Source organism: Streptomyces roseicoloratus (genome assembly GCF_004117935.1).
GTDB classification, from domain to species: Bacteria; Actinomycetota; Actinomycetes; order Streptomycetales; family Streptomycetaceae; genus Streptomyces; species Streptomyces roseicoloratus.
This window is the reverse complement of the sequence record NZ_SDOY01000181.1, coordinates 12,034-24,869: the sequence shown is the minus strand read 5'-3', so window position 1 is coordinate 24,869 and position 12,836 is coordinate 12,034. Positions and strand designations below refer to the sequence as shown.

The 12,836-nt window shown below is 71.9% G+C and carries 12 protein-coding genes; 2 read left to right on the top strand and 10 right to left on the bottom strand.

Going from position 1 to position 12,836, the window contains the following annotated elements; genetic code table 11:
- Positions 1 to 51 precede the first annotated feature (51 nt).
- Complete coding sequence (gene groL / locus ESG85_RS34395) at positions 52 to 1,683, top strand: chaperonin GroEL (RefSeq protein WP_128985097.1); 1,632 nt, start codon at positions 52 to 54, stop codon at positions 1,681 to 1,683.
- Between the two features lie 125 nt (positions 1,684 to 1,808).
- Here the strand turns inward: groL and ESG85_RS34390 are convergent, their stop codons facing one another.
- From ESG85_RS34390 to ESG85_RS34350, 9 genes are all read right to left on the bottom strand, one after another.
- Positions 1,809 to 2,507: an ester cyclase gene (locus tag ESG85_RS34390; protein WP_128985096.1), complete on the bottom strand. Its 699-nt coding sequence runs from the start codon at positions 2,505 to 2,507 to the stop codon at positions 1,809 to 1,811.
- 74 nt (positions 2,508 to 2,581) lie between these two features.
- Positions 2,582 to 3,625: a hydroxyacid dehydrogenase gene (locus ESG85_RS34385; protein ID WP_128985095.1), complete on the bottom strand. Its 1,044-nt coding sequence runs from the start codon at positions 3,623 to 3,625 to the stop codon at positions 2,582 to 2,584.
- A gap of 17 nt (positions 3,626 to 3,642) precedes the next feature.
- Entirely contained in the window at positions 3,643 to 4,497 is an 855-nt protein-coding gene (locus ESG85_RS34380) for a carbohydrate ABC transporter permease (protein WP_128985094.1), read from the bottom strand.
- The gene (locus ESG85_RS34375; RefSeq protein ID WP_246095571.1) at positions 4,494 to 5,462 is read right to left on the bottom strand and encodes a carbohydrate ABC transporter permease; all 969 of its coding nucleotides are present in this window, start codon (positions 5,460 to 5,462) and stop codon (positions 4,494 to 4,496) included. The genes ESG85_RS34380 and ESG85_RS34375 overlap by 4 nt, the downstream gene beginning before the upstream one ends.
- 4 nt (positions 5,463 to 5,466) lie before the next feature.
- On the bottom strand, positions 5,467 to 6,795 hold the full coding sequence (locus ESG85_RS34370) for an ABC transporter substrate-binding protein (RefSeq protein WP_128985093.1): 1,329 nt from the start codon (positions 6,793 to 6,795) through the stop codon (positions 5,467 to 5,469).
- Positions 6,796 to 6,894: 99 nt separating this feature from the next.
- Positions 6,895 to 7,998, bottom strand: a complete 1,104-nt coding sequence (locus tag ESG85_RS34365; protein WP_128985092.1) for a substrate-binding domain-containing protein — start codon at positions 7,996 to 7,998, stop codon at positions 6,895 to 6,897.
- Positions 7,999 to 8,141: 143 nt separating this feature from the next.
- A complete protein-coding gene (locus tag ESG85_RS34360) occupies positions 8,142 to 8,570 on the bottom strand; it encodes a hypothetical protein (RefSeq protein ID WP_128985091.1) in 429 nt (142 codons plus the stop codon).
- Positions 8,571 to 8,782: 212 nt separating this feature from the next.
- Positions 8,783 to 9,556 (bottom strand): SDR family NAD(P)-dependent oxidoreductase, encoded by a 774-nt coding sequence (locus tag ESG85_RS34355; protein WP_128985090.1) that lies wholly within the window; start codon positions 9,554 to 9,556, stop codon positions 8,783 to 8,785.
- A gap of 180 nt (positions 9,557 to 9,736) precedes the next feature.
- On the bottom strand, positions 9,737 to 10,405 hold the full coding sequence (locus tag ESG85_RS34350; RefSeq protein ID WP_128985145.1) for an MOSC domain-containing protein: 669 nt from the start codon (positions 10,403 to 10,405) through the stop codon (positions 9,737 to 9,739).
- A gap of 102 nt (positions 10,406 to 10,507) precedes the next feature.
- On the opposite strand from ESG85_RS34350, the gene ESG85_RS34345 reads away from it, so the two are divergent.
- The gene (locus tag ESG85_RS34345) at positions 10,508 to 11,428 is read left to right on the top strand and encodes a LysR family transcriptional regulator (protein ID WP_128985089.1); all 921 of its coding nucleotides are present in this window, start codon (positions 10,508 to 10,510) and stop codon (positions 11,426 to 11,428) included.
- A 664-nt stretch (positions 11,429 to 12,092) separates the two neighbouring features.
- Here the strand turns inward: ESG85_RS34345 and ESG85_RS34340 are convergent.
- A complete protein-coding gene (locus tag ESG85_RS34340) occupies positions 12,093 to 12,455 on the bottom strand; it encodes a WhiB family transcriptional regulator (protein WP_128985088.1) in 363 nt (120 codons plus the stop codon).
- Positions 12,456 to 12,836 lie beyond the last annotated feature (381 nt).

Sequence of the window (12,836 nt, the reverse complement as noted above, 5' to 3'; positions counted from 1 at the left end):
CCAGGGGCGCAGTTTTCTTTCAACGATTTCCGAGAGGGCTGAATCGCTCCCATGGCGAAGATCCTGAAGTTCGACGAGGACGCCCGTCGCGCCCTTGAGCGCGGCGTCAACAAGCTTGCCGACACGGTGAAGGTGACGATCGGCCCCAAGGGCCGCAACGTCGTCATCGACAAGAAGTTCGGTGCCCCCACCATCACCAACGACGGTGTCACGATCGCCCGCGAGGTCGAGATCGAGGACCCGTACGAGAACCTCGGCGCCCAGCTGGTGAAGGAGGTGGCGACCAAGACCAACGACATCGCGGGTGACGGCACCACCACCGCCACCGTCCTCGCCCAGGCCCTGGTCCGCGAGGGTCTGCGCAACGTCGCCGCCGGCGCCTCCCCGGCCGCCCTGAAGAAGGGCATCGACGCCGCCGTCAAGGCCGTCTCCGACGAGCTGCTCGCCACCGCGCGCCCGATCGACGACAAGTCCGACATCGCCGCCGTCGCCGCGCTCTCCGCGCAGGACCAGCAGGTCGGCGAGCTCATCGCCGAGGCGATGGACAAGGTCGGCAAGGACGGCGTCATCACCGTCGAGGAGTCCAACACCTTCGGCCTGGAGCTCGACTTCACCGAGGGCATGGCCTTCGACAAGGGCTACCTGTCCCCGTACATGGTGAGCGACCAGGAGCGCATGGAGGCCGTCCTCGACGACCCGTACATCCTGATCAACCAGGGCAAGATCTCCTCCATCCAGGACCTCCTGCCGCTGCTCGAGAAGGTCATCCAGGCCGGTGGCTCCAAGCCGCTGCTGATCATCGCCGAGGACGTCGAGGGCGAGGCCCTCTCCACCCTCGTCGTCAACAAGATCCGCGGCACCTTCAACGCCGTCGCCGTCAAGGCGCCCGGCTTCGGTGACCGCCGCAAGGCGATGCTCCAGGACATGGCCACCCTCACCGGTGCCACCGTCATCTCCGAGGAGGTCGGCCTCAAGCTCGACCAGGCCGGTCTGGACGTGCTGGGCACCGCCCGCCGCGTGACCGTCACCAAGGACGACACCACGATCGTGGACGGCGCCGGCTCCTCCGAGGACGTCCTCGGCCGCGTCAACCAGATCAAGGCCGAGATCGAGGCCACGGACTCCGACTGGGACCGCGAGAAGCTCCAGGAGCGCCTCGCGAAGCTGGCCGGCGGCGTGTGCGTGATCAAGGTCGGCGCTGCCACCGAGGTGGAGCTGAAGGAGAAGAAGCACCGTCTGGAGGACGCCATCTCCGCGACCCGCGCCGCGGTCGAGGAGGGCATCGTCTCCGGTGGTGGCTCCGCGCTGGTCCACGCCGTCAAGGTCCTCGAGGGCAACCTCGACAAGACCGGCGACGAGGCCACCGGTGTCGCCGTCGTCCGCCGCGCCGCCGTCGAGCCGCTGCGCTGGATCGCCGAGAACGCCGGCCTCGAGGGCTACGTCATCACCGCGAAGGTGGCGGAGCTCGAGAAGGGCCAGGGCTTCAACGCCGCCACCGGCGAGTACGGCGACCTGGTCAAGGCCGGCGTCATCGACCCGGTGAAGGTGACGCGCTCCGCCCTGGAGAACGCCGCCTCGATCGCCTCCCTGCTCCTCACCACCGAGACCCTCGTGGTGGAGAAGAAGGAGGAGGAGCCGGAGAACCACGGCCACAGCCACGGTGGCCACGGCCACTCCCACTGAGGCCGTCACCGGCCGGCGCACGGCTGACTGACTGACGACCGGCCGGCCGGCCGACCCACCACCGAGGCCCGGTGCTCCCGTCGCGGGAGCACCGGGCCTCGGTGCCGTCCGGTGCCGCGAGGCCGTCAGGCCTCCACGGCGCCGAGCTGCCCCATCAGGCCCAGCAGGTCGTACTGCCACCAGCCTTCGACGATCTTCCCGTCGTCCCGGCAGCGGTGGACGACGGTGCCGGTCATCGTCACCTCCATGCCGGTCGGCTGGAGGCCCATGAAGTCACCGGTGTGGCTGCCCCGCCAGGTCCACCGCGTGCAGACCCGGTCGCCCTCGGCGATCTGGTCGTCGACGGTGAAGGCGAAGTCGAAACCACCGCGCCACATCGCGACCTCGCGCCGGACGGCGTCCATCCCGATGACGTCCTGCTCGTTGGTCGGGTCGTGGTCGTGGTAGTTCTCGGCGAGCACCTCGTCGAGCAGCGCCAGCTCCGGCTCGTCCGCGATCATCTCGAGGAGCCGCCGGGCGTTGGCCTTGTACAGCGCCTCGTCCCGCACCACGTCCAGGTCGGTGAACGTGGGCATCTCGTCGCAGAGCGCGACCATCTCGCGGAAGATCCTGTCGGTCTCCGGGAGCTGGGAGTTGCGCATGGCCACGTCGTACGAGGGGAACTCGACGATCTCGACCACGTGGGAGGCGTCGGAGCGGTCCTTGCCGACGATGCTGTGGGTCGCGGTGCGTTTGCCCTTGGTCTGCTCGACCCACTGGTCCATCAGCCGGTTGAGGTCGTCGATCCGGCTGGTCTTGCAGTCGATGATCTGTACGAAACTCATGACGCCTCCCGGAGACGTCCGAGGGCGGGGCAGGACCTCTCCAGTGTAGGACCGCCCCCCACGCCGAGCGCGTCCTACGCCGACCGCGTCAGGTCCGCGGCCCGCACCTCCTCCGCGAACGGTTCCCCGGCCGCGTACCGCGCCACCTCCGCCAGGGCCTGGTCGGCCATGCGGTGGAGTTCGTTGCCGAGCGAGCCGGCGACGTGCGGGGTGAGCAGGACGTTGGGGAGGCTGTAGAGCGGGGAGTCGGGGGCGGGGAGTTCGGGGTCGGTGACGTCGAGGACCGCGTGCAGCCGGCCGCTGAGCAGGTGCGGCAGCAGGGCCTCCTCGTCGACGAGGGAGCCGCGGGCGGTGTTGACCAGGGTGGCCCCGTCGGGCATCGCGGCGAGCTGACGGGCTCCGATCATGCGGTACGTGGACGGGAGTTGGGGCGCGTGCACGGAGACGACCGTGGCGCGGGCGCACAGCTCGTCGAGGCCCACGAGTTCGGTGCCGGGCGGCGCCTCCGTCACGTACGGGTCGTGGAGGAGCACGTCGAGGTCGAAGGGGCGGAGCAGGTCGACGACCCGGCGGCCGATGCGGGAGGCACCCACGATGCCGACGGTCCTGCGGTAGTTGCCCCAGGGGCCGGACTCGGCGAGCCAGGCCTGGTCGGTGCGGAGTTCGGCGTACTGCTGGGCGGAGCGCAGCACCCGCTTCCCGGCGAAGAGGATCGCGGCGAGGGTGTACTCGGCGACGGGCAGGGCGTTGGCCCCGGCGGCCGAGGTGACGCGGATGCCGCGGTCCCAGCAGGCGTCGGTGACGTGGTGCTTGACCGAGCCGGCCGCGTGGACGACCGCCCTGAGGCGCGGGGCGCGGGCCAGCACCTCGGGGGTGAGCGGGGTGGCGCCCCAGCAGGTGAGGAGCAGTTCGGCCTCGGCGAGGGCGGCGGCCACGGCGGGGTCCGGCGCGGTCAGGTCGTGGGCGACGAGGCGCGGGTCGGTGCGGGTGAGGGTGCTCAGGCGGGTGCGGTGCTCCTCGGTGAGGAGGCGCCCGGCCACGCCGGGACCCATGGCGAGGAGGAGGGAAGGGCGGCGGGTGGGGGCGGCGGAGGGGTGGTTGTCAGTGGTGGGCTGCATCCTGGGACCTGTGTTCCTCACTTGACGCTGCCGGCGGTCAGGCCCGCCTTCCAGTGGCGCTGGAGGGAGACGAAGGCGACGACGAGCGGGACGACGGCGAGCAGGGATCCGGTGACGACGAGGGGGTAGAAGTCGGGTTCGGCGTGGGCGTTGCTGTTCCACGCGTAGAGGCCGAGGCTCAGCGGGAAGAGCTTCTGGTCCGAGAGCATCACCAGGGGGAGGAAGAAGTTGTTCCAGATCGCGGTGAACTGGAAGAGGAAGACGGTCACGAAGCCGGGCATGATCATGCGCAGACCGATGGACCAGAAGGTGCGCAGTTCGCCGGCCCCGTCGATACGGGCGGCCTCCAGGGCTTCGTCGGGGACGTAGCCGGCACTGAAGACCCGGGCGAGGTAGACGCCGAAGGGGTTGACGAGGACGGGCAGCAGCACGGCCGCGTAGGTGTTGACGATGCCCGCCTCGCTGGCGAGCAGGTACATGGGCAGGGCGAGCGCGGTGGTGGGGACGAGCACGCCGAGGAGGACCACGCCGAACAGCTTCTCCTTGCCGGGGAAGGCGTACTTGTCGAAGGCGTAGCCCGCGGCGACGCTGATGAGCGAGCACGCGAGGGCGCCGAGGCCCGCGTAGAGCAGGCTGTTGAGGTACCAGCGGAAGTAGATGCCGTCGTTGTGCTCGGCGAGGCGGGAGAGGTTGCCGCCGAGGTCGAAGCCCTCGAAGGAGAAGGCGTTCCCGGCGAGGAGGCCGCCGGCGTCCTTGGTGGCGGCGGTGACCAGCCAGACCAGCGGGAAGAGCATGTAGACGACGGCGAGGGCGAGGGCGCCGTTGACGGCGGTCCTCGACAGCCAGACGGAGGGCGTACGGGGCTTGCTCATGCCGTCTTCTCCTTGCGGCGGGTCCGGCGGGTCCGGCCGTCGGCGGTACGGGTCGCGGGAGCCCGGCGGGCGGCCGTGCGGGTCCGGCGGGTCCCGCGGCCGGTCAGGCGGGTGACGGCGAAGGAGAGCAGCGCGGCCGTCAGGGCCAGCAGCACGGAGGCGGCCGCCGCCAGTCCGTAGTCGTTGCGGTCGAAGGCCGCCGTGTACGCGTACATGTTGGGCGTCCAGGTGGAGGTGACGGCGGAGCCGGTGCCCTTCTCGAGGATGAGCGGTTCGGTGAACAGCTGGAGCGAGCCGATGAGGGTGAAGAGGCCGACCATCACGATCGAGGCGCGGATCAGCGGGACCTTGATGCTGAAGGCGACGCGCCAGGCTCCGGCGCCGTCGACGGTGGCGGCCTCCAGGACGGAGCGGTCCACGGCCTGGAGCGCCGCGTAGAAGATGACCATGTTGTAGCCGAGCCATTCCCACAGGGCGATGTTGACGATGGAGGGGAGGGCGCCGGAAGGCGAGAAGAAGTCGAATCCGACGCCGCCGGCCTCCATGGCCCGGACGACCGGGCTGAGCTGGGGCGTGTAGAGGTAGACCCAGATCAGCGCGGCGATGATGCCGGGGACGGCGTGTGGCAGGAAGAGCGCGAGCTGGAAGAAGCGGCGGGCGCGGGCGAGCGCGGAGTCCAGCAGCAGGGCGAGGCCGAGGGCCCCGGCGAGCAGCGGCGGGATGTAGAACAGGCAGTATCCGAGCAGCACGCCGAAGCCTTCGCGGAAGGCCCGGTCACCCAGCGCGGCGGTGTAGTTGTCGAGTCCGCTGAAGACGGTCTCGGCGCCGCCGAAGCCGAGTCCCGACTGCTTCTCGGTGAAGAGGCTGAGCCAGACCGCGTATCCGATCGGCACCACCATCACCGCGGTGAAGAGCAGGAAGAACGGGGCCAGCAGGGTCGCCGCCGCGCGGGTGCGGGCGTTCACCGGGTCAGCCCTCGACCTTCAGTCCGCGCCTGGTGAGCTCGGCGACGGTGGCGTCGTGGCCGGCCTTCACGGCGTCGGCGATGCTCGGGCCGCCCTTGCCGAGCCTGCCGAACTGGTCCTTGATGGTGGTGTTGGTGGTGCCGGTGCTCGGTCCCCAGGCCCAGGTGCCGTTGATGGAGGCGCCGGCCTCCTCGAAGAGGGCGTAGATGTCCTGGCCGCCGTAGTAGCTCGCGTCGAAGGAGGACTTGGCGACCGGGCGGAGGGCGGTGGCGGCGGGGAAGGCGCTGGAGGTGCCGGAGGCGATGCGGGCCTTCACCCCGGCCTCGGTGGTGGACATCCACTCGGCGAACTCGACCGCGGCGGCCTTCTTCTTGCTGTCCTTGGTCACGGCGAAGGAGGTGCCGCCGAGCATGCCGCTGGCGGGGCTGCCCCAGTGCGGCATGGGCGCGACGGCCCACTTGCCGCTCTGCTCGGGCAGGGTGCCCTTGAGGACGCCCGCGCCCCAGGAGGCGCCGAGGTAGCCGATGGTGGTGCCGTTCTTGAGGGAGCCGGTCCACTCGGGGGTGAAGGAGGCGTCCTTGTGGACGAGGTCGGCGTCGAGCAGGCCCTGCCAGTAGGCGGCGACGCGGGTGGTGTCCGGGTCGGTGGTGTCGATCTTCCAGGTGTCGTCCTCGGCCTTGAACCACTGGGCGCCGGCCTGCCAGACCATGGCCTCGAAGGTGGTCGGGTCGTCGGGGAAGAAGGTGGCGATGCGCACCTCGGGATCGGCCTTCTTGACCTTCTCCGCGGCGGTCTTGAACTCGTCCCAGGTCTTCGGCACGTCGATCCGGTACTTCGCGAAGAGGTCCTTGCGGTAGTAGAAGGCCTGCGGGGCGGCGTCGAACGGAACCGCCCAGCTCTTGCCGCCGAGGGTGGTGAGCTCCACGGCCTGCGGGAGCAGCTTGCCGCGGTCCAGCTCGGTGAACTCGTCGCCGATGTCCTGTAGGGCGCCGGAGGAGACGAACTCGGGGAGCGAGGCGTACTCGATGGAGACGAGGTCGGGGGCGTTGCCGGCCTTCACGGCGTTGGAGATCTTGGCGTAGCCGCCGGCGGTGCCGGAGGGGATCTCCTCGAACGTCACCTGGATGTTCTCGTGGGAGGCGTTGAACGCGTCGACCACGTCCTTGGTGCCCTTGGCCCAGCCCCAGAAGGTCAGGGTGACGGGCTGGTCCGCGCTGCCCTCGGCGGCGCCGTCACCCCCGCCGCAGGCCGTGAGGACGGCGAGGGCGGTGGCGGCGGCGGTGACGGCTATGGCACGGGTGGTTCTGCTCCGACGGTTCCGGGTACGGCTCACGGCACGGCTCCTGACACGGGGCGTGGACGGGGTTGGCCGTGATCCTGGGACGGTTCCTGAGCGAAGTCAAGAGCGAAAGAGTGATTGATCGAAAAAAGATCAGACAGCTGTCGTTCGGGAGGCCCCGCAGGAGGCGCGCACCCGCAGCCGCGGCAACAGGCTCAGATGCCGCCGCGCCGCCTCGTCCTCGTCGCCGCCCGACCCCGCGCCCAGCCGCTCCACCAGCAGCTCCGTGGCATGCCTGCCCACCTGCCGCTTGGGCGGGGCGACCGCCGTGAGCGGGGTGTCGGCGAGTGCGGCGACCTCGTCGTCGTACGCGATCAGGGCCAGGTCCTCCGGCACCCGCACGCCGAGTTCGGCGAGCCGCTGCACGATCTGGATCGCGTCCACGTCGTTGTGCACGAGCGCCGCGCTCGCGCGCCCCGACGTCACCGCCTCGTGCAGGGCCCGCACGGCCCGTTCGAAGCCCGCGGGGTCGGTCTCCGCCGGTACGGAGTCGATCACCTCGCGCGGCGCCTCCAGGCCGAGCGCGGCCAGCGCGTCGGCGTATCCGGCGCGCACGGCGAGCGCGGTCGGGCTGTCGCTCCGGGCCATCAGGAGCGGGGCCGCGTGGCCGAGGTCCAGCAGGTGGCGCAGGGCGAGCAGGACGCCGTGGGCGTGGTCGGAGGACACCCGGTCCAGGCCGTCGAGCGGTGTGCCCGGCGCGGCCCGGCGCTCCAGGAGCACGGCCGGCACCGGCAGCTCGGCGAGCCAGTCGCCGTAGGCGAGCCGGTCCTCGGGGCCGCGCCAGCCGGGTGCGACCAGCACGCCCTCGGCGCCCGCCGCGAGCAGGCCCTCGGTGCGCGCCCGGTCCTCCTCCGGCCGGTAGTCGGAGATCCGCAGGATGAGCCGGGCGCCCGCCCGGGCGGCGGCCTCGTGGGCGCCCCTGATGACCTCGGCGAAGTAGTAGCCGGCGGACGGCGCGAGCAGGCCGACGACCAGGCCGCTCCCGCCGCCCGCGGGCACGCCCTGCCGGGCGCGGGGCCAGGAGACCTGGCCGTGCACCCGGTCGAGCAGCCCCTTGGCGGCCAGTGCCTCGACGTCCCGGCGGGCGGTGACGGGGGAGACCCCGAGCAGTCCGGCCAGGTCGGAGACCCGTGCCGTGCCGCGCTCGCGCACCAGGGCCAGCAGTCGGTCGTGTCGTTCGGCAGCACTCTCGCGCACGGCGTGGTCCCCTCGGTTCCCCTGGCGGTGGTGGTCGTCTCCCGACCATAGAGCAGATCAGCAGCAGAATGATCGAACGCAAGAAATTTCGATCATTCACTCCACTCTCCTTGACGCCCGATCACGGCGTCCCCAGGATTCTCCTACGCGGGCGCGTCCGGGAACCCGCCCCGTCCCTCAGGCCGGCCTCGGCCTCGCCCACGGCGCCCGGTGACGGAGGCGACGAGAGCGGAGGCGCCGAAGGTCGCCGCCAGGCTCCCGAGCAAGACCATGACCACGCCGATCATGGAGAGGCCGCTGGCGTCGTCCGACCAGTCGACCCAGGCGGCGGCGGTGAGCCCGGCCGAGGTGCCGAGCGCACCGGCGACGACGTGCCGCCGGGACGCCGTCCAGAAGAGCGGCGCCGACAGGGTCAGCACGAGCCCGACGACCTGCCATGCCTCGTAGGGCCCGCTCACCGAGCCGTCCGGGTGCACGTCGCGCGCCTGGTCCCAGCCGAGCCATGCCGCCCAGGCCGCGGCCGCCGCGAGAGCCGTCAGCAGCGGCGAGAGTCTCAGAAGTGTCCGGTCCATGGCCAGAGAATCCCCGGCCGCAGCCCATCAGAGCAGTGCGCGGGTACTCAACTCCCCCTGAGTACCCGCCCGTCCGCGCCCCGGGGCTCCTCTTCGCACATGCCCGTCCGCGCCCCGGGGCCCCTCCTCGTACCCGCCCGTCCGTGCCCCGGGGCTCCGCTCCGTACCCGCCCGTCCGAGTCCCCGGGTTCCCCTCGTCCTCGGCTACGGACCTACTTCGGCCCGTACTTGCGTCCCGCCTTCGAGGACACGCCGCCGAGCAGCCCGCGCGGCGCCAGCTTCACGACGCCCATCAGTGCCTTGTACCGGGGGTCCGGGATGGACAGCGACTTGCCCCGGGCCAGGTCGGACAGCGCCGCGGCCGCCAGCTTGTCCGCGTCCAGCCACATCCAGCCCGGGATGTTGTCCGTGCCCATCCCCGCCCGCTGGTGGAACTCCGTCCGGACGAAGCCGGGGCACAGCGCCATCAGCCGCACCCCGCTGCCCGCGAGGTCCCGCGCCGCGCCCTGGGTGAACTGCACGACCCACGACTTGGAGGCCCCGTAGGTGCCGCGGGGCACGAACGCGGCGACCGAGGCGACGTTCACGATCCCGCCCCGGCCCCGCGAGCGCATCGAGGCGGCCGCCGCGGACGTCAGCCGCAGCACCGCCTCGCAGTGCACCTTCAGCATGGTGAGCTCGTCGGCCATGGACACCTCGAGGAAGCGGCCCTTGTTGCCGAACCCCGCGTTGTTCACCAGGAGGTCGACCGGGCGCTTGGTGTCGGACAACCGGGCCTCCACGGCGGCGATCCCGTCCTCCTCGGACAGGTCCGCCGCCAGCACCTCGGCCTCGATCCCGTGCCGGTCGTGCAGTTCGGTCGCCTGCTCCCGCAGGCGCTTCACGTCGCGCGCCACCAGCACCACGTCGTGTCCGTCGGCGGCGAGCCGCCGGGCGAAGGCGGCGCCGATGCCGGCCGTCGCCCCCGTAATCAGTGCAGTCGTCATACGCGGCACGGTAACCCGCGGTGTGTGGACGCCGTGTGTGCGGAAGCCGTCCCGTCCACCCACCGGTCACCCCGACCGGTGCCGCGCCTGCCGCTCCCCGAACTGTTCCCCGAACTCCTCGCCGTACTTCTCCCCGAACTCCTCTCCGAACTTCTCGCCGTACTTCTTCCCTTACTTCCCTTACTTCTCCCCGTACTTCTCCGCGTACGACCGCGCGAGACCCAGCAGTCCCGACTCCATCCACTCCGCCGCCACCAGCGTCTCCGGCAGCAGCGTGCGGTCGGCCGTCGCGGCGTGGTGGAGCCGGGCGACGGTGACGTCGTGGGCGGGGCGGTGCACGATCTCCATCCGGTCGCCGGCCCGTACCTCGCCCGGGACGATCACCCGGAGCAGCGCGCCGGGACCCGCCGCCGAGGCGTTGAAGCGGCGGACCCAGCCCTTCTCCTCGAGGAATCCGGCGAAGGTGCGGCACGGGATGCGGCCGCCGGTCACCTCCAGGACCACCTGGTCGCCGATCCGCCACCGCTCGCCGATCAGGGCGTTGTTGACGTCGAGACCCCGGGTGGTGAGGTTCTCGCCGAAGGAGCCGGGGGCGAACGTCCGGCCCAGCTCCCGCTCCCAGGCGTCCAGGTCCTCGCGCGCGAACGCGTACGCGGCCCGGTCCGCGCCGCCGTGGAACCGCAGGTCGCAGACGGCGTCACCGGCGACACCACTGGCCCCGCCCGGCCGCGGCGCCTCGATCCGTACGGGTCCGTCGACCGGCCGCTTGTCGATGCCCGTCAGCCCCGACGGGGCGGCGGTGTAGTCCACGGCCGTGGCCCGGCCGGCGTTCACGCTGAGTAGTTCCATGGGGAGATCCATACCGGGACCCTAACCGCGGCCGACCCTCCCGACCTCAAAGTTGATCAGTGGAATTCGGCGTCGCTTCCAAGTATCGCTTATGCTCGAAGCATGATCGAGGCCCGCCACCTCCGCGTCCTGCGCGCCGTCGCCGCGACCGGCTCGTTCTCCGCCGCCGCCCGCGAACTCGGCTGCACTCAGCCCGCGGTGAGCCAGCAGATGAAAGCGCTCGAATCCTCCGCCGGCACGCCGCTGCTGGTGCGCACCGGCCGCGAGATGCGGCTCACCCAGGCCGGTGAGGCGCTGGTCCGGCACGCCTCCGGCATCCTGGCGGGACTGACCGCCGCCGAGGAGGAGGTCGCCGCGATCGCGGGCCTGCGGGCCGGCCGGGTCCGCCTCGTCTCCTTCCCCAGCGGCAGCTCCACCCTGGTCCCCACCGCCCTCGCCGCCCTGCGCGCGGCCCACCCCGGCACCCGGGTCTCCCTGGTCGAGGCCGAGCCGCCGCGCTCGGTGGAGATGCTGCGCGAGGGCGACTGCGACGTGGCACTCGCCTTCCGCTACGGGGCGGGCCCCGACTCCTGGGACGACCTGGTCGTCCGCCCGCTCCTCGCCGACCGGCTCGTCGGCCTGGTGCCCGAGGGGCACCGGCTGGCCGGCGCCGGCTCCGTCGCGATCGGCGAGCTCGCCGACGACCCGTGGATCGCGGGCTGTCCGCGCTGCCGCCGCCAACTGGTCGACGTCTGCGAGACGGCGGGCTTCACGCCCCGGATCGACTTCGCCACCGACGACTACCCGGCCGTCGTGGGGCTCGTGAGCGCGGGCCTGGGCGTGGCGGTGCTGCCGGAGCTGGCGGTGGAGTCCGTACGGCCGAGGGGAGCCGTCGCCGTGACGGTCGAACCGGCCGTCGAGCGGGAGATCGTGGCGCTGACCCTTCCCGACCTGGCCCAGGTCCCCGCGGTCGCCGCCACCCTCGACGAACTCACCCACGCCGCCGCCCGCACGGGCCGCACCCCGGAGCCCACCGGCTCCTGAACGGCCTGGTCCGCCGCTTCCCGAGCCCACCGGCTCCTGAACGACCTGGTCCGCCGCTTCCCGAGCCGACCGGCTCCTGAATGGCCTGGTCCGCCGCTTCCCCGGCCCGGCGGGCGCGCCTGGTCCGCCGCTTCCCGAGCCCGCCGGGCCCGGACGGCGCCGGACGGACTCCGCCGGATCCCGGCCGCCGGTTCCGGCGGGAAGGCACGCCGGCGGTCGCGGCGACTCCGGTGCGCGACCCTGACTCCACCCGGGTGACACGGACCCGCGTCCGTACGGGTGGTCCCATCCGCGTCCGTACGGGTGGACGCCCCCGCTCCACCGGCGGAGCGCCGACGGCGGCCCCGCCGCACGCCCCCCGGCCGTCGGGGTGACCCGTCTTCCGCCGACGGGGTGAGGACGGCGCGCCCGTCGGAGTGAGCGGCCCGCGTCCGTCCGGGCCACGGCCCGCGCGCGGGTCAGGCCGAACGGACGGACGGGAGTCGGGCCGTACGGGTGCCCCGCGGGTGACCACGAGCCCGCCGCGCGCCCCCGGGCGGCGTGCGGTGCGGCGTGCCGGGCCGGCGACGGCCGGGTGCGGTCCGGCGGTCCGGCGCTGTCACCCCGTCAGAAACCCCTGTGCGTCACGCCCCTGTGTGTCACACCTCTGTGGAGAAACGTTCCTTCATGCGTGTGTCACGCCGGCCGAGCTCGTGGTCGACGCCCGTGCCGCGGTGGCCGCGGGGCCGGCCGCCGTCGAGACCAGGCGGTTGCGCGCCCGGCCCATGAGTTCCTCGCGTTCGTCCTCGGTGAGGCCGCCCCAGACGCCGTAGGGCTCCCGTACGGCGAGCGCGTGTGCCGCGCACTCCGCGCGTACCGGGCACCGCATGCAGACCTCTTTCGCCGAGTTCTCGCGCGCACTCCGTGCCGCGCCGCGCTCACCCTCGGGGTGGAAGAACAGGGAGCTGTCGACCCCTCGGCAGGCCGCGAGCAGCTGCCAGTCCCACAGATCGGCGTTGGGTCCGGGAAGGCGGGAGAAATCTGCCATTGCGCTTGTCCCCTTGAAACCGTGTCGAACGGATAGGTGGGCGGGTGTATGGCTGATCGGACGGGGCCCTCTGCCCCCTCCGTGGGTCTCGGGTACCCGCTCCTGCGGGTTCGATCCGACCGTACAACTACTGACTGAGTAGATGTAAATATGACTCATTGCGAATCTAGCCACAGACACCGCAAAAAGGGAAGAAAACCCGCTAAATGGGGCATAGCTTCGACTGGAGGACGGGTGACCTGCGACGCTCTGATCCGCGTACGGGCCCTTACGCGGAGTGCCGAAGGCGGCCGTCCGACCCGTAACTCTTTCGAGTGACCATCGTTGAGAGTGCGGAGGCGGTTGAAGGAACAAGCACTCGGGCAGGTGTCCGAGGGCGTC